Source organism: Saccharopolyspora sp. MMCC62 (genome assembly GCF_057736575.1).
Map to the genome: position 1 here is coordinate 183,072 of NZ_JBYKCM010000008.1, position 21,157 is coordinate 204,228.

Sequence of the window (21,157 nt, forward strand, 5' to 3'; positions counted from 1 at the left end):
TGGACCCCGCACCGGATGGCCTACATCCAGGGCGAGAACAAGCCGGAGGGCGAGGCCAGCGAGGGCTGCCCGTTCTGCCGGTTGCTGGAGTCGGGCCTGCCGGACGAGGACACGCTGATCGTGGCCCGGGACGAGCTGGTCTTCGCGATCCTCAACCTCTACCCGTACAACCCGGGGCACCTGATGGTGCTGCCGTACCGGCACGTTGCGGACTACACGGAGCTCTCCGACGAGGAGACGACGGCGGTCGCGGTGTTCACGAAGCGCGCGATGCGGGTGATCCGCGAGGTGTCGGCGCCGCACGGGTTCAACATCGGCCTCAACCAGGGGCCGGTGGCGGGCGCGGGCATCGCCGCGCACCTGCACCAGCACGTCGTGCCGCGCTGGGGCGGGGACGCGAACTTCATGCCGGTCATCGGCCACACGAAGGTCCTGCCCCAACTCCTCGGCGACACCCGCCGCCTCCTCGCCGAAGCCTGGCACGCCTGACCGGGTCGTCCTCGCCTCGCCCGCTGAGAATGGGCGAGGCGAGGAACGACGAACTCAGCCGGTCTTCTCGAAAGGCTTGCAACCGCGGATCTCGAACGCCCCGTCGCCGTCCTGGATGGTGACGGTGGCGGGTCCTTCGCCGACGTTGTTCGCGATGATCGAGTCGAATTCACCCGAAGTGTCCTTCAGGCGTGCCCAGTAGCACATGGGAACGACGGAACTGGACGGGCCGGCGGACCTGTAAGTCCCGGGTTCGATGTCGGTGCCGACCACGTAGGTCCCGTCGCCGATGCCGGAATTCGTCGATTCTCGCGCGTCGTTCCCAGCCCCGTCGGTGGCGGCGTTCTGACCGTTCTTGGTCATGGTCACGACGACGGTGGAATCGGATTTCACGACGGTGCCCGGCGCAGGCTCGATCTTCACGACGGTCCAATTCGCAGGCAGCACGACCATGCTCCCGCCGTGGTCCTGACCGGCGGGCGTCACGGCGGTCAGGCCGAGCGCGGCCAACTCGTCGAGCGCGATCTGGCCGTTCTTCCCCGCGAGGTCGGGAAGCGTGACGTCGACGACGGCCGTCGCGGGCGCGGGGCTGTTCGGCAGCGCTGCGGGTGCGGTCGGTTCCGTCGAACCGCCTGAGCTGATCGCGCCGATCAGGGCCAGAACCGCGATGCCGCCGACGATCCACGGCCATTTCTTGACCTTCTGCTTCGGCGGTGTCCCCGGTGGCATTCCCTGCGGGGACTGCGGTGGAGTGGCCGAAGTGTTGAACGACTGACTCATGTCCATTTTCTCATTTCCGCCCGAACTCCGGGCGCTGCGTGCGCACCCCATGTGCGCGCTCCGTAACACGATGTCGATCGATCACGGAGGGTTGTTACCGTTCGGGGAGAAAATGGTCTTAGCGGGGCAATTTCGCCGCGTCGTCGTAACGTTCCGATGTTCTTGCTCGATGTGAATCGCCGGTGCCGGCCCTCTCGGCGCAAGAACGGACCCCGGACACGACGAAGGCCGAGGACATCGCGTCCTCGGCCTTTCGTCGTGTCCGAGGGGTGCTCACTCGGCGCGGAGGTTGGCCTCGATCTCCAGGGTGATCTTGACCTTCTCGCCCAGCATGGCGCCGCCCTCGGGGCCGACGCCGAAGTCGGTGCGGTTGATCGTGGTGGAGGCGGAGATGCCGAGCAGGGTGCCGCCCTGGCCGTTGTCGGTGAAGCCGCCGAGCTCGGCCGCCAGCGACACCGGCTTGGTCACGCCGTGCAGGGTGAACTCGCCGTCGATGACGTAGTCGCTGCCGTCCTGGCGGATGCCGGTGGAGCGGAAGCCCGCCTTCGGGAACTTCTCCACGTCCAGGAAGTCGCTGTTGCGCACGTGCGCGTCGCGGTCGCCGTTGCCGGTGTTGATCGTGGCCGGGTCGATGTCCGCGGTCACCGAGGAGTCGAGGGGGTTCTCGGCGGTGACGATCTCGCCGCTGAAGCCGTCGAAGCGGCCGCGGGAGCGACCGACGCCCAGGTGGCGCAGGGTGAACTCGATGTCGGAGTGCACGCTGTCGATGTCCCAGGTGCCGACGACGTAACCGGGGATCGTGGTGGCAGTGCTCATGTGGCCTTCTCCTGAAACGGTGGTGCGGGTGGTTGCTGCACCGTGCAACGGTGTTGAACGTTCAACCATTCCGGCTGTGATGCGGTTCACCGGCGGTGTGGCGACTCGCCTGCCGTCCGATCAGCGCCTCGGCTACGGATACGCTGCCAGGTGAACAACAGGCACCGTGGATTCGGTGCGCTAGGCGGCTGGCGGAACAGGCGATGCTCAACATCTTCGCGCGGGCTTCGATCTCCCGCTGGACGCACCCGATCGGCGCAGCGCTGGTCCGGGCGGGGCTCACGCCGAACGCGGTCACCGTCGTCGGCACCGTCGCCAGCGTCGCCTCCGCAGTGTGGTTCTTCCCGCGCGGCGAGCTGTTCACCGGCACCGTCGTGGTCACCGTGTTCCTGCTGTTCGACCTGCTCGACGGGGCGATGGCCCGCGCGGGCGGCGGGTCCTCCACATTCGGCGGCGTGCTCGACGCCGGGTGCGACCGCATCGCCGACGGCGCCCTGTTCGGGGCGCTGGTGTGGTGGGCGCTGGTCGTGGAGGGGGATCGGCCGCTCGGCGTCGGGCTGCTGCTGTGCCTGGTGGGCGCGCAGGTCACCTCGTACGTGAAGGCCCGTGCCGAGGCGAACGGGCTCAGCGCCGACGGCGGCCTCGCCGAGCGGGCCGAGCGGTTCGTGCTCGTGCTGGTCGGCACCGGGCTGCACGGGCTCGGCGTGCCCTACGTGCTGGACGTGGCGGTGTGGTTGCTCGCGGCGCTCTCCGCGCTCACCGTCCTGCAGCGCCTGCGCGCGGCGGCCCGCTCGGCTCAGGCCGGGACGAGCTCCTCGTAGCCGGACCACGCGAAGTACCGCTCCGCCGGCGGCACGTCCTGCTCCAGCAGCAGGTCCGCGGCCGCGTCGTCGGGGGCACCCTCCTCGTCGAGCGGCAGCACCGCCGCGAAGTACCGGCCGAAGCGGCAGTCGTGCGCGCGCAGCTGGGCCAGGCCCCACGCGGTGAGGCAGTCCCGCCACACGGCGGGCTGGTCGTCGCCGGGGAGCTCGCCGAGGCAGATCAGCTGCTCGTAGGCGCAGCGCGAATCGGGGTTGCGGATCTCGTAGAGGGCGATGCCGCAGCGCATGGGGGACCTCCTGGTGATGTCGGGGCGAAGCCGCCGGGTACGTTGTGTGCTCGAATGATCACGGAGCGCTGTGTAAAGATTACTTAGTGAATCTTGCTCGCATAGATCACCGTCGGGTGATCTTCGCGCCCGGATCGGCGACCGCACCGGAACGGCAGGGGAGAGCACCCGATGCACGAGCAAACCGGCCACGACCCGGTCGGTCCGCAGCCGATCAGCCCGACCGTGGGGCGCCGCTGGCTGGCCCAGGAGATCCGCCGGTTGCGCGAATCCGCGGGCCTGAAGCAGAGCGACATCGCGGCCAGGCTCCGCTGCGGCCAGGGCAAGATCGCGCACATGGAGAGCATGCGGAACGCGATCAGCGGACCGGACCTGGAGATCATGCTCCCGTTCCTCGGCGTGCCCGCCGAGCGCATCGACTGGTACCTCCGGCTGGCCGACGTCGCCAAGCAGAAGGGCTGGTGGGACGGCAACCAGGCCATCCCCGAGTGGTTCTCCCTCTACGTCGGCCTCGAATGGGGAGCCAGCGAGATCCGCGAGTGGGACCTCGGCTTCGTCCCGGGGATCTTGCAGACGCGGGGGTACGCGGACGCGGTTCTCCGCGATGGCCCGCGAACATCGATGTCGGATCTGCAGGGGCAGGCCGAGGTTCGGATGCAACGGCAGCGTGCGTTGAACCGGAGTCCGCGTCCGCTTGAGCTGCACGTGATCATCGATGAGTCGGCGCTGCGGCGTGAAGTAGGTGCACCTTCAGTTCGGAGGGAACAGGTCGAATACCTCGCTGCGCAGAGCGTGCTGCCGAACCTCACCCTGCAAGTGATGCCGTTCGACGTCGGCCCTCACCGCGGACAGCTCGGATCGTTCAGCCTGCTGGGGTTCCCGCGCGACGACGATCATGATGTTGTGTACGTGGAGAACCAGCGCGGTGGGCTTTACCTCGAAGAGCAGGAGGAGATCGTGGTCTTCGGCGACGTCTTCGACGAGCTGAAGGAACGGAGCATCTCTCCTGCCGAGTCAACGACCTTCCTCGACCGACTGGCTAAGGAGATCGCTTGATGCGTCCGTATCACGTGGATAACGCGTCAGAGCTCGGTGATGCCGCTTGGATCCGGAGTAGCCGCAGTGGTCAGGGCGGTGGTCAGTGCGTCGAGGTGGCCTCCTTCAGATCGGACGTGGGGGTCCGCGATTCCAAGAACCCCACCGGGCCCGCGCTGCTGTTCGGCCGCGATGTCTGGGCGGCGTTCGTGCGGGGCCTGTGACGGCCGCCGACGCGGGTACGGGCACCGTCGGTGCCGCTGGTTAGGCTGCTCGCCGCGAGTGCTCGATCAAGCGGAGGTGCGGCGTGGTGGCTTCGACGGACGACGCGGTCTACGACGTCCGCATCCGAGCCTGGGCGAGCGGGCAGTTCGACTGGTTCCCGCTGGCCTCGGCGGTTCCGGCGGAGACCGTCGCCGTGCTGCGCGACACCGCCGCCTGGGACGTCGACGCGGCCGAAGCCGAGTCCGCCGCCGACCCGGTCCCGCCGGTCACGCACCCGATCACCGAGGCCGACGAGTACGCGGTGTGGATGCGCTACCCGTCCTCCGGCGGCAAGGTGCCGTGGGGACTGATCGCCGACCACCTCACCCCGGAGCAGGCCGCCGCCTACGTCCGCAACCCGCAGACCCAGCTCAACGTCCAGCCGGTCGCCGACCGCACCGAACCGGCCCCGGTCGAGGACGGCGGGAACGAGGACAGCGGGATCGAGGACGGCGGGATCGAGGACGGCGGGATCGAGGACGGCGCGATCGAGGACGACGGCGGGCCCGACCCGGAACCCGCCGCGGACTGAACCGGAACTCCGGGCCCGCGCGGCCGGGCCCCGTCAGGTGGGCATCGGTTCGTAGCGCTCGAAGTGGCGGGTGAAGGTGGCGCTGCCCGAGCTCAGCGAGCGCACGTTGATCGAATAGCGGGCCAGTTCGCTCGCGGGCACGTGCGCGCGCACCACCGTCCAGCCGGAGTCCTCCGGTTCGGTGCCGACGACCTTGCCGCGACGGCTGGACAGGTCGCCGAGGATCACGCCCAGGTGCTCGTCCGGGATGGACACCGCGACCGCGTCCACCGGTTCCAGCGTGACCAGCCCGGCCTGCTCGGCGGCCGCGCGCAGCGCCAGGGCGCCCGCGGTCTGGAAGGCGGCGTCCGAGGAATCGACGCTGTGCGCCTTGCCGTCCACCAGCGTCACCTTCAGGTCCACCAGCGGCAGGCCCTCCTCCAGGCCGCGCTCCACCTGCGCCCGGACGCCCTTCTCGACGCTGGCGATGAACTGCTTCGGGATCGCGCCGCCCACCACCCGGTCGGCGAACTCGACGCCGGAACCGCGCGGCGCGGGCTCCACCTCGACGTCGCACACCGCGAACTGGCCGTGCCCGCCGGACTGCTTCTTGTGGCTGCCGTGCCCCTTCGCCGCCTGCCGGAACGTCTGGCGCAGCGGTACCCGCAACGGCTCGGTGTCGATCTCCGCGCCACCGTCGCGGAGGCGTTGCAGCACCACGTCGGCGTGCGCCTCGCCGGTGCACCACAGCACCAGCTGGTGGGTCTCGCCGTCCCGCTGCAACCGCAGGCTCGGGTCGGCGGCGACGAGCCGGTTCAGGTTCCGCGCCAGCGCGTCCTCGTCGCTGCGAGTGCGCGCGACGACCGCGACCGGCAGCAGCGGCTCCGGCATCGGCCACGGCGACAGCAGCAGTGGGCCCGCCGGATCGGACAGGGTGTCGCCGGTCTCGGCCGAGCCGAGCTTCGTCAGCGCGCACAGGTCGCCCGCGACGCAGCGCGGCACCTCGCGCAGCCCCGACCCCAGCGGTGAGTACAGGTGCGCGACCCGCTCGTCCTCGTCGTGGTCCGGGTGCCCGCGCTCGGCCATGCCGTGCCCGGAGACGTGCACCGCCCGCTCCGGCAGCACCGTCCCCGAGAACACCCTGGCCAGCGACACCCGTCCGACGTAGGAATCGACCGAGGTGTGCACGACCTCCGCGACCAGCGGGCCCGCCGGGTCCGCAGGCAGTTCCCGCGGGTTCCCGCCGCGCGGATCGGTGACCTGGACCGGCGGGTGCTCCCGCGGGGAGGGGAAACCGCGCACCAGGCCGTCCAGCAGCTCCGGCAGCCCCACCTCGGTCGCCGCGCACACCGGCAGCACCGGGTGCAGGCCGCCACGGGACACCGCCGTCTCCAGGTCGCGGATCAGCACCGGCTCCTCGATCCGCTCACCGGCCACGTAGCGGTCCATCAGCGACTCGTCCTCGCTCTCGGCGATGATCGCCTCGATCAGCTCGGCGCGTTCCCGCTCGCAGTCCCGCGCCGCGCCGGTGCCCGAGACGGTGCCGGTGAGCACTCCGACCAGGCCGGTGGTGCCGCCGCCGGACCCGCGCAGCGGCAGGTGCAGCGGCAGCACCCCGGCCCCGAACGCTTCCCGGCACGACTCCAGCGCGGCCGCCGGATCGGCCCGGTGCTGGTCCAGCCGGGACAGCACCACCGCGCGCGGCATCGACACCCGGGCGCACTCCTGCCAGATCGCGCGCGTCGCCGCGTCCACGCCCTCCTCGGCGGACACCACGAACAGCGCCGCGTCCGCCGCGCGCAGGCCCGCGCGCAGCTCCCCGACGAAATCGGCGTAGCCGGGCGTGTCGATCAGGTTGATCTTGTGGCCGTCGTGGTCCAGCGGTGCCACCGACAGCGCCACCGAGCGCTGCTGGTCGACGGCCGCGCTGTCGTGGTCGCACACCGTCGTCCCGTCCACCACGGAACCCGTCCGCGGGATGGTGCCGGTCGCCGCCAGCAGCGCCTCCACCAGCGTGGTCTTGCCCGCGGCGGACGGGCCGACCAGGACCACGTTGCGGATGTCGCTCGGATCGGTGGGAGCGGGCGCCGCCTGCGCTCCCGGAACGTTCTGCTTGCTGCCCATCGCAGCCCCCTCGGACGTCGTCGTGTCCTCGATCGCACACCCGGGTGACGTCGCGTGCAATGCCGTTCACCGGCGCCGATCGCGAAGTGGACTACCGAAAACGGGGGTAAGTGGACCGTGGAAGTGGTCCAGTTCCGGCCTAGCGTCGGAGGGGAGCGCGGCGCACCGCCGCACCGGAACCCCCGAGGGAAGGCAGACCGTGACCGACACCGCAGCCACCGCCCAGGCCACCGGCACCGACGGAGTGAAGCGCGGCATGGCGGAGATGCTCAAAGGCGGGGTGATCATGGACGTGGTGACCCCCGACCAGGCGAAGATCGCCGAAGCCGCGGGCGCCGTCGCCGTGATGGCCCTCGAACGGGTCCCGGCCGACATCCGCGCCCAGGGCGGCGTGGCCCGCATGTCCGACCCGGACATGATCGAGGGCATCGTCGACGCCGTCTCCATCCCCGTGATGGCCAAGGCCCGCATCGGACACTTCGTCGAAGCCCAGGTGCTGCAGTCCCTCGGCGTCGACTACATCGACGAGTCCGAGGTGCTCACCCCCGCTGACGAGGCGCTGCACATCGACAAGTGGAACTTCACCGTGCCGTTCGTCTGCGGCGCCACCAACCTCGGCGAGGCCCTGCGCCGCATCGCCGAAGGCGCCGCCATGATCCGCTCCAAGGGCGAGGCGGGCACCGGCAACGTCGTCGAGGCCACCCGGCACATGCGCTCCATCCGCGCCGAGATCCGGCGGCTCACCCGGCTGGACGGGGAGGAGCTGTACGCGGCGGCCAAGGAGCTGCGCGCCCCGGTCGCCCTGGTCAAGGAGGTCGCGGCCGCCGGGAAGCTCCCGGTCGTGCTGTTCACCGCGGGCGGGCTCGCCACCCCGGCCGACGCGGCGATGATGCGCCAGCTGGGCGCCGAAGGCGTGTTCGTCGGCTCCGGGATCTTCAAGTCCGGCGACCCGGCCAAGCGTGCCGAGGCGATCGTGAAGGCGACGACCTTCTACGACGACCCGGACGTGATCGCGAAGGTGTCCCGCGGGCTCGGCGAGGCGATGGTCGGCCTCAACGTCGACTCCCTCCCGGCGGACCAGCGCTACGCCCAGCGCGGCTGGTGACCCCACTTCTCACCAGGTGAATGGCCCATTGGACCGAGCACATCGGTCGAATGGGCCATTCACCCGTCGGAACGGATGAACGGAGAACTCGCGTGTCGGACGGTGTCGCGTCCCCCGTCATCGGCGTGCTCGCCCTGCAAGGCGGCGTCGCCGAGCACCTCGGCGCCTTGGACCGCAGCGGTGCGATCGCCAAACCCGTGCGCAGGCCGGAAGAGCTCGCGGACCTGCACGGCATCGTGCTGCCCGGCGGGGAATCGACGACCACGAGCCGGTTGTTGCACTCCTTCGAGCTGTTCGAACCGCTGCGGCAGCGGCTCGCCGACGGCCTGCCCGCCTACGGCTCGTGCGCGGGCATGGTGCTGCTGGCCGGCGAGGTGCTGGGCGGCGCGGAAGCGGGCATCACCCCGCTCGGCGCGCTCGACATGACCGTGCGGCGCAACGCGTTCGGCAGGCAGGTCGATTCGTTCGAGGCCGACCTCGACTTCGCCGGGGTCGACGGCCCGGTGCACGCGGTGTTCATCCGTGCCCCCTGGGTCGAGCGCATCGGGCCGCAGGTGCGGGTGCTGGCCGAGGTCACCCCGCGCGGATCAGGCGACGAGGCCGCCGCCGGTAGGATCGTCGCGGTTCAGCAGGGGCGCGTGCTCGCCACCAGCTTCCACCCGGAACTGGTCCACGGCGACGAGCGCGTGCACCGGCAATTCGTGCAGACCGTTCGCGCAGGCTGAAGGCCCCGGGGTCTCGCCTGCGACGGCGTGGAAAGACGGAGGAAAGATGAGCGGCCACTCCAAGTGGGCCACCACCAAGCACAAGAAGGCCGCCGTCGACGCCAAGCGCGGCAAGCTCTTCGCGAAGCTCATCAAGAACGTGGAGGTCGCGGCGCGCACCGGCGGAGGAGACCCCGACGGCAACCCGACGCTCTACGACGCCATGCAGAAGGCGCGCAAGAACTCGGTGCCCGTCGACAACATCGAGCGCGCCCGCAAGCGCGGCGGTGGCGAAGAGGCCGGCGGCGCCGACTGGCAGACCCTGATGTACGAGGGCTACGGCCCGAACGGCGTCGCGGTCCTGGTCGAGTGCCTCACCGACAACAAGAACCGCGCCGCGGGCGAGGTCCGCACCGCGATGACCCGCAACGGCGGTTCGATGGCCGACGCCGGTTCGGTGTCGTACATGTTCTCCCGGCGCGGCGTGCTGATCGTGCCGAAGAACGGGCTGACCGAGGACGACGTGCTCGGCGCGGTGCTGGAGGCGGGCGCCGAAGAGGTCAACGACCTCGGCGAGAGCTTCGAGGTGCTGTGCGAGCCGACCGACCTGGTCGAGGTCCGCAAGGCGGTGCAGGCGGCCGAGATCGAGTACGACTCCTCGGAGCTGAGCTTCATGGCCTCGGTGAACGTCCCGCTGGACGCGGACGGCGCGCGCAAGATCTTCAAGCTGATCGACGTGCTGGAGGACTGCGACGACGTGCAGAACGTCTACGCCAACTTCGACGTCTCCGATGAAGTGATGGCGGAACTGGACGCCTGATCGGCGCACGGGGCGCGCCGGGGCGGGCGCGGCGCGCCCGAGCACCCGAAGGCTCCCCCGATCGGATGAGAATCGGCAGAATGGGCCTCGTGGCGGAGACGGAAGAACAGCTGCGGCAGTGGTTGGTGGACACCGCGGAGCGCCACGGCGCGGCCGTGGTGCACGTGGCGGAGGACGAAGGCGGGGCCGCCCACGCGTTCTCCGTAGGGGCGTGGCGGCGCTTCGGCAAGCCCGAGGTCGTGGTGATCGGATTGCCGAAGGACGTGGCGCAGGCGGTGGTGGACACCTACGTCGCGCGCGTCTCCGGCGGCGAGCGGTTCAGCCCCGGGCAGCTGTACGCGGGATTCCTGGCGAACTGCCCGGTCACCTTCGAGCGGATCGCGAAGCAGCACTACCCGGAATACCTGGGCAGCGCGTTCACCGTGTACAAGGGCGCCGACTTCCCGGCGGTGCAGCTGATCGTCGCCGCACCGGACGGCACCTTCCCGTGGCAGCCGGACGCGCCCGGCGGGTTCGCCGAGTACCAGCCGGTGCTGACCGACAGCGGAGCCCCCGAGCGCTGGACGCCCGGCGTCGACGGTCCGTGACCGCGGGGCCGGTGCGGCGCGCACCGCGCGGACGGGTGATCATCGGGTGTGTCGTGCGGGAGCGGGACGCCCCGCAGGCGCTAGAGTGTCGAACGGGTGTTCCCGGGTGAGCTGAAGGCCGAGGAGGAAGTCGTGCGCGTGCTGGGAGTCGACCCCGGGCTGACCCGCTGCGGGATCGGCGTGGTGGACGGCGGCCGGAACCGGCACATCTCCTGCGTCGCCGTCGGTGTCGTGCGCACCCCGCCCGCCGACGAGCTGCCGATGCGGCTCAAGGCGGTCGCGGACGCCGTCGAGCAGTGGATGGACGCGCACCAGCCCGAGGTGGTGGCCATCGAGCGGGTGTTCAGCCAGCACAACGTGCGTTCGGTGATGGGCACCGCGCAGGCCTCCGGGGTGGTGGCGCTGGCCGCCGCCCGCCGCGGGCTGCCGGTCGCGTTCCACACGCCGAGCGAGGTCAAGGCCGCCATCAGCGGCTCCGGCCGCGCCGACAAGCGGCAGGTCACGCTCATGGTCACCAAGGTCCTCGGGCTCAGCGAAGCACCCCGGCCGGCCGACGCCGCCGACGCGCTCGCCCTCGCCGTCTGCCACCTGTGGCGGGCGCCGATGAGCTCGCGGCTGGCCGCGGCGGAGGCGAAGGCCGCGGAACTGGCCAAGGCGCACCGGCAACGGCTGCGGGACGCGCGGCGTCCCCCGGCAGGCAGAGGAGACCTCACAGGATGATCGCTTCGGTACGCGGGCCGGTGCTCTCGATCGGGCTGGACCACGCCGTGATCGACGTGGGCGGGCTCGGGCACGCCGTGCACGCCACCCCCGCCACCCTCGCCGGGCTGCGCCGCGGCGAAGAGGCGCTGCTGGCCACGACGCTCGTCGTGCGGGAGGACTCGCTCACCCTGTACGGCTTCGCCGATCCGGAGGCGCGCGACCTGTTCGTGCTGCTGCAGACCGCGTCCGGAGTGGGGCCGCGGCTGGCGCTGGCGACGCTGGCGGTGCTCTCGCCGGACCAGCTGTGCCACGCGCTCGCGGACGGCAACCTCACCACGCTCACCCAGGTGCCCGGCATCGGGAAGAAGAGCGCCGAGCGGCTGATCCTGGAGCTGCGGGACAAGGTCGGCACCCTCGCCGGCAACGGTTCCGGCGAGCTGCCCGGCGCCCCGGACCGCGGCCGGGTCCGCACCGAGGTCGCCGAGGCGCTGGTGGGCCTCGGGTTCTCCGCGAAGCAGGCCGAGCAGAGCGTGGAAGCCGTGCTCGCCGCCGACGGCGCTCCCGCCGACACCTCCGCGGTGCTGCGCAAGGCGCTGGCCGCGCTGGGCCCGCGATGAGCGCTCCGCACGAGGACGAGGACCCGCCCGCGGACCTGCTGCCCGGCCAGCTCCCGGCGCGGCAGGCGCTGCCCGGCGAAGCCCCGCTGGACCCGGAGCAGGAACCGGCCGAGCAGGACGTGGAGAGCACGCTGCGCCCGCGCAGGCTCAGCGAGTTCGTCGGCCAGCCGCGGGTGCGCGAACAGCTGCAACTGGTGCTGCACGGCGCCCTCAACCGCCGTGAACAGCCCGACCACGTGCTGTTCTCCGGCCCGCCCGGGCTCGGCAAGACCAGCCTCGCGATGATCATGGCGGCGGAGCTGGGCTCCGCGATCCGGGTGACCTCGGGGCCCGCGCTGGAACGGCCCGGCGACCTGGCGGCGATGCTGTCCAACCTCGCCGAGGGCGACGTGCTGTTCATCGACGAGATCCACCGCATCGCCCGGCCCGCCGAGGAGATGCTGTACCTGGCGATGGAGGACTACCGGGTCGACGTCGTCGTCGGCAAGGGCCCGGGCGCCACCAGCATCCCGCTGGAGATCGCGCCGTTCACGCTGGTCGGCGCCACCACCCGCTCGGGGACGCTCACCGGCCCGCTGCGGGACCGGTTCGGGTTCACCGCGCACATGGAGTTCTACTCGCCCGCCGAGCTGGAGCTGGTGGTGCGCCGCTCCGCGGGCATCCTCGGCGTGGACCTGCGTCCCGACGGCGCCGTCGAGATCGCCCGCCGCTCCCGGGGGACGCCGCGCATCGCGAACCGGCTGCTGCGCCGGGTCCGCGACTACGCGGAGGTGCGCGCCGACGGCGCGGTCACCCTGGACGTGGCGCGGTCGGCGCTGGCGGTCTACGACGTCGACGAGTTCGGCCTGGACCGGCTGGACCGCGCGGTGCTTTCGGCGCTGGTGCGGTCCTTCCACGGCGGGCCGGTCGGGATCACCACCATCGCGGTCGCGGTGGGGGAGGAACCGAGCACGGTCGAGGAAGTCTGCGAGCCGTACCTGGTGCGCGCGGGCATGCTCGCCCGCACCTCGCGCGGCCGGGTCGCGACCGTCGCCGCCTGGCAGCACGTGGGTCTCACCCCGCCGCCGCACGCGCCCGGCGAATCGCAGGCCGTCCTGTTCGAGTAGCCGTCCGTTCGCGCCCGTTCCGGCGGCGGGTGGGCTGTGAGTCCGGCCACCTCGCGGGCGATAGGCTGCGCGGCGTTGACGGCCCCGATGGCGCCGCCGGACACCGGTTCGGCCCGCGCGGCCCGACGGGTGGCGGCACGCCCATCGACACGGCTGGCACACTGGAAGCGCTACATCCGAACAATTCGGGCGCCCCGGCAGGTGGTCGGGCGATCCCCGCGGCGTCCGCCGAAACGGAGCATGATGTCTCTCGAATCCTTGTTTCTGCCCCTGCTGATCGTGCTGCTGGCCGTGCCGATGTTCCTCCAGGCGCGCAAGCAGAAGCGTGCCGTGCAGGAGCAGCAGAAGCTGCAGAACTCGCTGACCACGGGTGACCGGGTGATGACGACCTCCGGGCTGTTCGGCACCGTGGTGTCGAGCTCGGACGACAGCATCGACCTGGAGATCGCGCCGGGCGTCGTCACCACCTGGGTGCGCGCCGCCGTCCGCGAGAAGGTCACCACCGAGGAGGCCGCCGAGGTCACCGAGGCCACCGCGACCGAGCAGGACGAGGCCGCCCCCGCGGCCGAGGCGAAGGACGCCGAGGGCGAGCAGCAGGAGGCCACCGCGACCTCCACCGAGTCCTCCGCGCAGGTCGCCGAGCCGATCGAGAAGCAGAAGACCAGCTGAGCCGGAACGGCCGGTGATCAGCACCGGCCGTCCGCCGCGTTCCCGGACCGGCCCGAACGCGGGCCGTCCGGCCGAGCCGTCGAGTCGCCGCCCCGCAGGCGGCGGCTCCGGCCCGCAGCGCGCCCGGTGTCCCGCGCCGTTCGCTCCGCGCCGTTCGTTCCGCCGCAGGAGCGTGCCGCGGCCCGGCCGCCGCCCCGCGTCCCGGAGCCCATCTCGCCGTCCGGCGCGGACCGCCCCGTGCACCGGCCCCGTCATCCGGCGGCCCCGCCCACCCGGCCCCGCCGCCCGGTAGCCGACGCCCCCGCCATCCGGCCGACGGGCGGCCGCCGACCGGCGGAGGGAGCTCCCTGCGACCGCCGCCGTGGCGGGTTTACGAATCCCGCACCGCGCCACCGGGCCGCTCCACCCGCGTCCGCCTTGGGCGATTTCCCCAGTTCGCGGGCCCGCGAAGCCGCCCCTCGCGTCTTCCCGCGCCACCCGCCTGGCAGACTGGCGACGGGCCTTCCCAGATCGTGCGGCGTGCTCGTGCTGTTCGGGCGCGTACTGTGATCAACGGCCGTTCCGGGGGTACCTGGAACGGCCGATCATTCGGGGCATCGGATCGCGGGCGCTCCGCCCTGCGCGGCCGATGTCCCGCCCACATTCCGTAGACCGTGGACAGGAGACCGACGCACCGTGGCACCTCCGGCCGGGCAGATCCGCCCAGGGCGTTACCTCGCGATCTTCGCGCTGATCGTCGTGGCGTTGTACGGATTGGTATTCCTCACCGGCGACAAGAAACCCGATCCGAAGCTGGGCATCGATCTCCAGGGCGGCACCCGGGTGACGCTCACCGCGCGCACCCCGGACGGTCGGCCACCGACGCAGGAATCGCTGACCCAGGCGCGGCAGATCATCGAGACCCGCGTCAACGGCATGGGCATCAGCGGCTCCGAGGTGAACCTCGACGGCTCCAACCTGGTGATCACCGTGCCCGGCGAGGGCGGTGACCAGGCCAAGCAGCTCGGCCAGACCGCGGAGCTGAGCTTCCGCAAGGTCGTGCCGAACATGGTGGCGCCCGCGCAGGCCCCGCCGCCGCAGCCGGGCCAGCCCTCCGGGACCGCGCCGCAGGCCGCCCACGCCCAGCAGCCCGCCGACCCGGAAGCCCAGCAGGCGGCGATCGACGAGGCGAAGAAGACCCGGCAGAGCACCGACCCGAACGTGCAGATGCAGGCGCTCTCCGCGCTGGACTGCAACGCCGAGGACCCGCTGCGCGGCAACGCCGACCCGAAGCTCCCGCTGGTCGCCTGCGACCAGCAGAAGGCGCAGAAGTACGTGCTGGAGCCGGTGTTCATGGAAGGCACCGACATCGCCAACGCGGCGGCGCAGCCGCCGAACCAGCAGGAGCCGAACTGGACGGTGAGCCTGGACTTCACCGCTGACGGCGGCAAGCGCTGGGCGGACTTCACCTCCGCCAACGTCGGCCAGCAGGCCGCGTTCGTGCTCGACGGCGAGGTCGTCTCCGCACCGACGATCAACCAGGCGCTGCTCGGCGGCAACGCCTCCATCAGCGGCAGCTTCAACCAGCAGTCCGCGACGGACCTGGCCGACGTGCTCAAGTACGGCTCGCTGCCGCTGGCGTTCGACCAGTCCGAGGCCGAGACGGTGTCGGCGACGATGGGCGTGGCCGCGCTGGAGGCCGGTCTGATCGCGGGCGGCATCGGCCTGTTCCTGGTCGCGGTGTACTGCCTCGCCTACTACCGGCTGCTCGGCGTGCTCACGGTGCTGTCGCTGGTGCTCTCCGGCGGCATCGTCTACGGCGTGCTGGTGCTGCTCGGGCGGTGGATCGGCTTCACCCTCGACCTGGCGGGCATCGCCGGGTTCATCGTCGCGATCGGCATCACCGCGGACTCGTTCATCGTGTTCTTCGAACGGCTCAAGGACGAGATCCGCGAGGGCCGGACGTTCCGCTCCGCGGTGCCCCGGGCGTGGATCCGGGCGCGGCGCACGATCCTGTCCGCCGACGCGGTGAGCTTCCTGGCCGCGGCCGTGCTCTACGTGCTCGCGGTCGGCCAGGTGAAGGGCTTCGCGTTCACCCTCGGCATGTCGACGGTGCTCGACCTCGTCGTGGTGTTCCTGGTGACGCACCCGCTGGTGGCGCTGGCGTCGAAGAACAAGTTCCTGTCCAAGCCCTCGGTGTCCGGCCTCGGCGCGACGCAGCGCTACGCCGCCGAGCAGCGCGCCGCGCGCTCCCGGGGTGCTTCCAGCGCGAAGGAGGCCTGACGGTGGTCACCCACAGCACCGCCGGCGACGGCGGAAACCGGCGCGCGAGCGTCTTCGAACGCCTCTACATCGGCAACGGCGCCTTCGACATCGTCGGCAAGCGCATGCGCTGGTACGTGTCCCTCGGACTGCTGGTGCTGGTGTGCATCGGCGCGATGGGCATCAAGGGCTTCAACCTGGGCATCGACTTCGAGGGCGGCACCAAGCTGCAGGTCCCCGCCGTCGGCGCGCAGGGCCCGATCAGCGAGGACCAGGTGCAGGCGGCGTTCACCGAAGCGCTCGGGCACCCGGCCGAGACGGTGCAGCTGGTGGGCACCGCGAACAGCCAGACCATCCAGGTCCGCACCGAATCGCTGAACACCGCGCAGGTCTCCGAGGTCAAGGAGACGATGTTCCAGCGGCTCCAGCCGCTGGGCACCGACGGCAGGCCGAGCCCGGCCGCGGTCAGCGACAGCGCGGTCAGCGGCACCTGGGGTGGCGAGATCACCCAGCAGGCGCTGCTGGCGCTGGGCGTGTTCCTGGTGCTGGTGACCGTGTTCCTCGCGTTCTACTTCGAGCGCTGGATGGCGGTGGCGGCGCTGATCGCGCTGCTGCACGACGTGGTGGTCACGGCGGGCATCTACGCGCTCACCGGCTTCGAGGTCACGCCGAGCACGGTGATCGGTCTGCTGACGATCCTCGGGTTCTCGCTGTACGACACGGTCGTGGTGTTCGACAAGGTGAAGGAGAACACCCGCGGGCTGCTCGGCCTGACCCGTCGCACCTACCCGGAGGCCGCGAACCTCGCGGTGAACCAGACGCTGATGCGCTCCATCAACACCTCGGTGATCGCGCTGCTGCCGGTGGCCGGCCTGCTCGTGGTCGGCGCCTGGCTGCTCGGCGTGGGCGTGCTGCGGGACCTGGCACTGGTGCAGCTGGTCGGCATGATCGCCGGCGTGATCTCGTCGATCTTCCTGGCGACGCCGCTGCTGGTGGACTTCAAGATGCGCGACCGCAAGTACCGGCAGCAGGCGGCGAAGGTCGTCCAGCGCCGGGAGCGGGGCGCGGCGAAGGAGGCCGACGAACCGGCGGCCGAGCAGGCCGAGGCGCGTCCGGAACGGCCGCTGGCCGGCGCGTCCAGCGCTGCGGGCAGGCGCACCGCGCGCTCCGACGCCCCGCAGAACCGGCGGCGGCCCGCGGGCAAGTCCAGCCGCCCGACCGGGAAGAAGCGGCGCTGATGGCGGAGTCGGACGCGGTGCAGGTGCTGCACCCCGCACTGGAGGAGGCGGCGCGGCTGATCCGCGAGGTCCCGGACTTCCCGGAGCCCGGGATCCTGTTCCGCGACATCAGCCCGCTGCTGGCCGACGGGGAGGCGTTCGCGGCGGTCGTGCGCGCGCTCGGTGACGGCCTGGAGTTCGACGTGGTGGCCGGGGTGGAGGCGCGCGGCTTCCTGCTCGGCGCCGCCGTGGCGCACGCGCGCGGCACCGGTGTCGTGGGCCTGCGGAAGCCGGGCAAGCTGCCGGAGGTCGCGGACCGCGTCGACTACCAGCTGGAGTACGGCTCGGCGAGCCTGGAGCTCCCGGCGGCCACCATCAGCGCGGGTCAGCGGGTGCTGGTGGTGGACGACGTGCTCGCCACCGGCGGCACGCTGCGCGCCGCCTGCGAGCTGCTGGGCCGGGCGGGTGCGAAGGTCGTGGCCTCGTCGGTGGTGCTCGAACTGACCGCCCTGGGCGGCCGGGACCGGATGGATTCGGACGTGCAGGCACTGCTGGCGGTGTGAGGATTTTCGGCCCGGCTGATCGGTCCTGGTGAAGTTTTCCCGTCGGCTCGCAGCTGAGAGTGACCGTTCAACGTTTCGGGGGACGGCCGGGGAAGGGCGATAGCCCGAACGGCGTTATTCTCGATGCCCGGGTCGTGACCGCTTCACCGCATCAAGACCCGGGTGCAACGTCCCCTCCATGCCCGGGAGCGCGCGGTGAGCCAAGACGTCGAGTCTCCTGCCCCAGCAGCAACCGAGCAGGCGCGCCCCGCCTCGGCGACCAGGCGGGTGCGCGCCCGCTTGGCCAGACGGATCACGGCGCAGCGCGCCGCGGAGGTCAAGCAAGTGCTCGAACCGCTGGCCGCGGTGCACCGCGAGCTGCACCCGCACGCGGACCTGGCGCTGCTGCAGCGGGCCTACGACGTGGCCGAGGACAAGCACAGCCACCAGCGCCGCAAATCGGGCGACCCCTACATCACCCATCCGCTGGCCGTCGCCACCATTCTGGGTGAGCTGGGCATGGACACCACGACGTTGGTGGCGGCGCTGCTGCACGACACGGTCGAGGACACCGACTACTCGGTGGAGCGCCTCAGCGAGGACTTCGGCGACGAAGTGGCGCACCTGGTGGACGGCGTCACCAAGCTGGACAAGGTGAAGCTCGGCGCGGCCGCCGAGGCCGAGACCATCCGCAAGATGATCATCGCGATGGCCCGCGACCCGCGCGTCCTCGTGATCAAGCTGGCGGACCGGCTGCACAACATGCGCACCATGCGCTTCCTGCCGCCGGAGAAGCAGGCCCGCAAGGCCCGCGAAACCCTGGAAGTGCTCGCCCCGCTCGCGCACCGGCTCGGCATGGCCACCATCAAGTGGGAGCTGGAGGACCTGGCGTTCGCCATCCTGCAGCCCAAGAAGTACGACGAGATCGTGCGCCTGGTCGCCAACCGCGCCCCCTCCCGGGACACCTACCTGCGCACCGTCACCGACGAGCTGTCCGGCCAGCTGGAGGCCGCGCGGCTGGCCGCCAAGGTCGAGGGCCGCCCGAAGCACTACTACTCGATCCACCAGAAGATGATCGTCCGCGGCCGCGACTTCGACGACATCCACGACCTGGTGGGCGTGCGCATCCTCGTCGACGAGGTGCGCGACTGCTACGCCGCGATGGGCGTGGTGCACGCGCTGTGGCAGCCGATGCCCGGCCGGTTCAAGGACTACATCGCCCAGCCCCGCTTCGGCGTCTACCAGTCGCTGCACACCACGGTCATCGGTCCCGAGGGCAAACCGCTGGAAGTGCAGATCCGCACCAGCGAGATGCACCGCACCGCCGAGTACGGCATCGCCGCGCACTGGCGCTACAAGGAGACCAAGGGCCGCAACGGCGGCGGTGGCCAGGCGGGCGTCGAAGTCGACGACATGGCCTGGATGCGCCAGCTGCTGGACTGGCAGCGGGAGGCCGCCGACCCGGGCGAGTTCCTCGAATCGCTGCGCTACGACCTCGCCACCCGCGAGATCTTCGTGTTCACCCCCAAGGGCGATGTGATCACGCTGCCGTCCGGGTCGACCCCGGTGGACTTCGCGTACGCGGTGCACACCGAGGTCGGGCACCGGTGCATCGGCTCCCGCGTCAACGGCCGCCTGGTCGCCCTGGAGCGCAAGCTCGAGAACGGCGAGGTCGTCGAGATCTTCACCTCCAAAGCCGAAGGTTCCGGGCCGAGCCGGGACTGGCTGTCGTTCGTGGCCTCCCCGCGGGCCAAGGCGAAGATCAAGCAGTGGTTCGCGAAGGAACGCCGCGAAGAAGCCATCGAGCACGGCAAGGATGCGATCACCAAGGAGATCCGCCGGCTCGGGCTCCCGGTGCAGCGCCTCGTCACCGCCGACTCCATCGCCGCGGTCGCCCGCGAGCTGCACTACGTGGACGTCACCGCGCTGTACGCGGCCGTGGGGGAGCGGCAGGTCTCCGCGCACCACCTGGTGCAGCGGCTCGTCGCGCTGATCGGCGGTGTGGAGCAGGCCGAGGACGAGATCGCCGAGCGCTCCACCCCCTCCACCGTGCAGCAGCGCCGCCGCAGCACCGGCGACTCCGGGGTCGTGGTCAAGGACGCCGGGGACGTGTGGTCCAAGCTCGCCCGCTGCTGCACCCCGGTGCCCGGCGACGAGATCCTCGGCTTCGTCACCCGCGGCGGCGGGGTCAGCGTGCATCGCACCGACTGCACCAACGCCGACGACCTGCGCAAATCGCCGGAACGGCTGGTCGAGGTCTACTGGGCGCCGTCCTCGTCCTCGGTGTTCCTGGTCGCCATCCAGGTGGAGGCGCTGGACCGGCACCGGTTGCTCTCGGACGTGACGAAGGTGCTCGCCGACGAGCGGGTGAACATCCTGTCCGCCTCGGTCACCACCTCGAAGGACCGGGTCGCGGTGAGCCGCTTCTCCTTCGAGATGGGCGACCCGAAGCACCTGGGGCACGTGCTCAAGGCGGTCCGCAACATCGAAGGCGTCTACGACGTCTACCGCGTGACCTCGGCGGCGTGAGGGTCAGGCCGTGATGTCGATCCGCTGGTAGCCGCGGATCGCGAAGGCGGCCGCGCGGCGGGGGCGCTCCAGCAGGGCGTAATCGGGGAAGCGGGCGGCGAACTCGGCCAGCACGACGCCGATCTCCAGGCGGGCCAGCGGTGCCCCCAGGCAGTAGTGCATGCCGAGGCCGAGCGCCAGGTGCGGGTTCGGGGCCCGGGTCAGGTCCAGCTCGTCCGGGGCGGTGAACGCGGCCGGGTCCCGGTTCGCCGCGCCCAGCAGCACCACCACCTTCTCGCCCGCCTCGACCCGGGTCCCGGCCAGCTCCACCGAGTGCACCGCGGTGCGCTCGAACAGCTGGTTCGGGGTGTCGTGGCGCAGCAGCTCGTCCACGGCGGTGCCCACCGCGTCCGGGCCGAGCCCGCGGAACAGGCGCCACTGCGCGGGCCGGTCGTGCAGCGCGACGACGGCGTTGCCGATGCCGTTCACGCTGGCCTCGTGCCCGGCCATCAGCAGCAGCGCGCAGGTCGCCACCAGCTCGTCGCGGTCCAGCGCGCCGGTGCCGACGAGCGCGCTCAGCGGATCGTCGCCGGGGTGCGCGCGGCGGTGTTCGACGTGCCCGGCGACGTGCTCGCGGAACTCGCCCGCGGCCAGCTCCGCGTCCCGGCGGCCCGCGTCGTCGAGTTCCGGCTCGTACATCCGCACGATCCGGTTCGACCAGTCCCGCAGCAGCGGGCCGTCGGCGAGCGGGAAGCCGAGCAGCGCGGCGATCACGTCCACCGGCAGCGGCCCGGCCAGCGCGGACATCAGGTCGGCGCGGCCGTGCTCGTCGATCTCGGCGCGCAGCCGGTCCAGGCGCGGGCGGACGAGCTCGGTGGTGGTGGCGCGCATCGCGGCGACGGCGCGGCGGTGGAACAGCGGGGCGACGGCCGCGCGCAACCTGCCGTGCAGCCGCTCGTTCTCCAGCATGCTGAGCCGGTGCAGCGCGTTGAACGCCGCGAACTCCCGCTGCGGAACCCGGTCCACCCACACCCGCCGCAGGTCGCGGTGCCGCAGCACCGCCGAGCACAGCTCGTGCGAGACGGCGACGTGCGCGCCCCACGCCTCGTGCCTGTGCAGCGGTCCCCGCTCGCGCAGCGCGCGGAAGACCGGGTAGGGGTCCGCGACGAAACCGGGATCGGCCGGGTCCAGCGCCGCCACGTCGATCACCTG

The 21,157-nt window shown here is 71.6% G+C and carries 22 protein-coding genes; 17 read left to right on the forward strand and 5 right to left on the reverse strand.

Annotated elements, in window-relative coordinates; all coding sequences use genetic code 11:
• Nucleotides 1–15 precede the first annotated feature (15 nt).
• Nucleotides 16–489, forward strand: a complete 474-nt coding sequence (locus tag AC29IT_RS19695) for an HIT family protein (protein WP_358436442.1) — start codon at nucleotides 16–18, stop codon at nucleotides 487–489.
• 54 nt (nucleotides 490–543) lie between these two features.
• Here AC29IT_RS19695 and AC29IT_RS19700 read toward each other — a convergent pair whose 3' ends face one another.
• Together AC29IT_RS19700 and AC29IT_RS19705 are read right to left on the reverse strand one after the other, a co-directional pair.
• Nucleotides 544–1,269: an Rv1352/Rv1906c domain-containing protein gene (locus AC29IT_RS19700; protein ID WP_358436324.1), complete on the reverse strand. Its 726-nt coding sequence runs from the start codon at nucleotides 1,267–1,269 to the stop codon at nucleotides 544–546.
• A 273-nt stretch (nucleotides 1,270–1,542) separates the two neighbouring features.
• Nucleotides 1,543–2,085, reverse strand: coding sequence for a YceI family protein (locus AC29IT_RS19705; RefSeq protein ID WP_224956204.1), 543 nt, complete (start codon nucleotides 2,083–2,085; stop codon nucleotides 1,543–1,545).
• Nucleotides 2,086–2,288: 203 nt separating this feature from the next.
• Here AC29IT_RS19705 and pgsA point away from each other — a divergent pair, with 203 nt between their 5' ends.
• Entirely contained in the window at nucleotides 2,289–2,906 is a 618-nt protein-coding gene (gene pgsA / locus AC29IT_RS19710) for a phosphatidylinositol phosphate synthase (protein ID WP_488219728.1), read from the forward strand.
• Here the strand turns inward: pgsA and AC29IT_RS19715 are convergent.
• Nucleotides 2,882–3,193 (reverse strand): hypothetical protein, encoded by a 312-nt coding sequence (locus tag AC29IT_RS19715; protein WP_488219729.1) that lies wholly within the window; start codon nucleotides 3,191–3,193, stop codon nucleotides 2,882–2,884. The genes pgsA and AC29IT_RS19715 overlap by 25 nt on opposite strands.
• 171 nt (nucleotides 3,194–3,364) lie before the next feature.
• Here AC29IT_RS19715 and AC29IT_RS19720 point away from each other — a divergent pair, with 171 nt between their 5' ends.
• The 3 genes from AC29IT_RS19720 (at nucleotide 3,365) to AC29IT_RS19730 (ending at nucleotide 5,024) form a co-directional block, all read left to right on the forward strand.
• Nucleotides 3,365–4,249 (forward strand): helix-turn-helix domain-containing protein, encoded by an 885-nt coding sequence (locus AC29IT_RS19720; RefSeq protein WP_488219730.1) that lies wholly within the window; start codon nucleotides 3,365–3,367, stop codon nucleotides 4,247–4,249.
• Complete coding sequence (locus AC29IT_RS19725; protein ID WP_488219731.1) at nucleotides 4,249–4,452, forward strand: DUF397 domain-containing protein; 204 nt, start codon at nucleotides 4,249–4,251, stop codon at nucleotides 4,450–4,452. Before AC29IT_RS19720 ends, AC29IT_RS19725 begins: the two co-directional genes overlap by 1 nt.
• Before the next feature lie 86 nt (nucleotides 4,453–4,538).
• A complete protein-coding gene (locus AC29IT_RS19730) occupies nucleotides 4,539–5,024 on the forward strand; it encodes a hypothetical protein (RefSeq protein WP_488219732.1) in 486 nt (161 codons plus the stop codon).
• Between the two features lie 33 nt (nucleotides 5,025–5,057).
• On the opposite strand, the gene AC29IT_RS19735 is transcribed toward AC29IT_RS19730, so the two are convergent.
• Nucleotides 5,058–7,127 carry an elongation factor G-like protein EF-G2 gene (locus AC29IT_RS19735; protein ID WP_358436308.1) on the reverse strand — a complete coding sequence of 690 codons (2,070 nt, stop codon included), beginning with the start codon at nucleotides 7,125–7,127 and terminating at the stop codon, nucleotides 5,058–5,060.
• 199 nt (nucleotides 7,128–7,326) lie between these two features.
• Here AC29IT_RS19735 and pdxS point away from each other — a divergent pair, with 199 nt between their 5' ends.
• From pdxS to AC29IT_RS19795, 12 genes are all read left to right on the forward strand, one after another.
• Complete coding sequence (gene pdxS / locus AC29IT_RS19740; RefSeq protein ID WP_358436305.1) at nucleotides 7,327–8,232, forward strand: pyridoxal 5'-phosphate synthase lyase subunit PdxS; 906 nt, start codon at nucleotides 7,327–7,329, stop codon at nucleotides 8,230–8,232.
• A gap of 92 nt (nucleotides 8,233–8,324) precedes the next feature.
• Nucleotides 8,325–8,957, forward strand: a complete 633-nt coding sequence (gene pdxT / locus AC29IT_RS19745) for a pyridoxal 5'-phosphate synthase glutaminase subunit PdxT (protein ID WP_488219733.1) — start codon at nucleotides 8,325–8,327, stop codon at nucleotides 8,955–8,957.
• A 46-nt stretch (nucleotides 8,958–9,003) separates the two neighbouring features.
• Nucleotides 9,004–9,756, forward strand: a complete 753-nt coding sequence (locus tag AC29IT_RS19750; protein ID WP_358436301.1) for a YebC/PmpR family DNA-binding transcriptional regulator — start codon at nucleotides 9,004–9,006, stop codon at nucleotides 9,754–9,756.
• An 80-nt stretch (nucleotides 9,757–9,836) separates the two neighbouring features.
• Entirely contained in the window at nucleotides 9,837–10,343 is a 507-nt protein-coding gene (locus AC29IT_RS19755) for a DUF4262 domain-containing protein (RefSeq protein WP_358436298.1), read from the forward strand.
• A gap of 132 nt (nucleotides 10,344–10,475) precedes the next feature.
• Nucleotides 10,476–11,063 carry a crossover junction endodeoxyribonuclease RuvC gene (gene ruvC / locus AC29IT_RS19760; protein ID WP_358436296.1) on the forward strand — a complete coding sequence of 196 codons (588 nt, stop codon included), beginning with the start codon at nucleotides 10,476–10,478 and terminating at the stop codon, nucleotides 11,061–11,063.
• Nucleotides 11,060–11,662: a Holliday junction branch migration protein RuvA gene (gene ruvA, locus AC29IT_RS19765; RefSeq protein WP_224956192.1), complete on the forward strand. Its 603-nt coding sequence runs from the start codon at nucleotides 11,060–11,062 to the stop codon at nucleotides 11,660–11,662. Before ruvC ends, ruvA begins: the two co-directional genes overlap by 4 nt.
• Nucleotides 11,659–12,768: a Holliday junction branch migration DNA helicase RuvB gene (gene ruvB, locus AC29IT_RS19770; RefSeq protein ID WP_358436292.1), complete on the forward strand. Its 1,110-nt coding sequence runs from the start codon at nucleotides 11,659–11,661 to the stop codon at nucleotides 12,766–12,768. Before ruvA ends, ruvB begins: the two co-directional genes overlap by 4 nt.
• Nucleotides 12,769–13,011: 243 nt before the next feature.
• A complete protein-coding gene (gene yajC / locus AC29IT_RS19775) occupies nucleotides 13,012–13,437 on the forward strand; it encodes a preprotein translocase subunit YajC (protein WP_358436290.1) in 426 nt (141 codons plus the stop codon).
• A gap of 675 nt (nucleotides 13,438–14,112) precedes the next feature.
• Nucleotides 14,113–15,699: a protein translocase subunit SecD gene (gene secD / locus AC29IT_RS19780; protein WP_488219734.1), complete on the forward strand. Its 1,587-nt coding sequence runs from the start codon at nucleotides 14,113–14,115 to the stop codon at nucleotides 15,697–15,699.
• On the forward strand, nucleotides 15,696–16,916 hold the full coding sequence (gene secF / locus AC29IT_RS19785) for a protein translocase subunit SecF (protein WP_488219842.1): 1,221 nt from the start codon (nucleotides 15,696–15,698) through the stop codon (nucleotides 16,914–16,916). Before secD ends, secF begins: the two co-directional genes overlap by 4 nt.
• Entirely contained in the window at nucleotides 16,916–17,458 is a 543-nt protein-coding gene (locus AC29IT_RS19790; protein WP_488219735.1) for an adenine phosphoribosyltransferase, read from the forward strand. The genes secF and AC29IT_RS19790 overlap by 1 nt, the downstream gene beginning before the upstream one ends.
• Before the next feature lie 195 nt (nucleotides 17,459–17,653).
• Nucleotides 17,654–19,966, forward strand: a complete 2,313-nt coding sequence (locus tag AC29IT_RS19795) for a RelA/SpoT family protein (protein WP_358436282.1) — start codon at nucleotides 17,654–17,656, stop codon at nucleotides 19,964–19,966.
• Nucleotides 19,967–19,969: 3 nt separating this feature from the next.
• Here AC29IT_RS19795 and AC29IT_RS19800 read toward each other — a convergent pair whose 3' ends face one another.
• Nucleotides 19,970–21,154: a cytochrome P450 gene (locus AC29IT_RS19800; protein ID WP_488219736.1), complete on the reverse strand. Its 1,185-nt coding sequence runs from the start codon at nucleotides 21,152–21,154 to the stop codon at nucleotides 19,970–19,972.
• Nucleotides 21,155–21,157 lie beyond the last annotated feature (3 nt).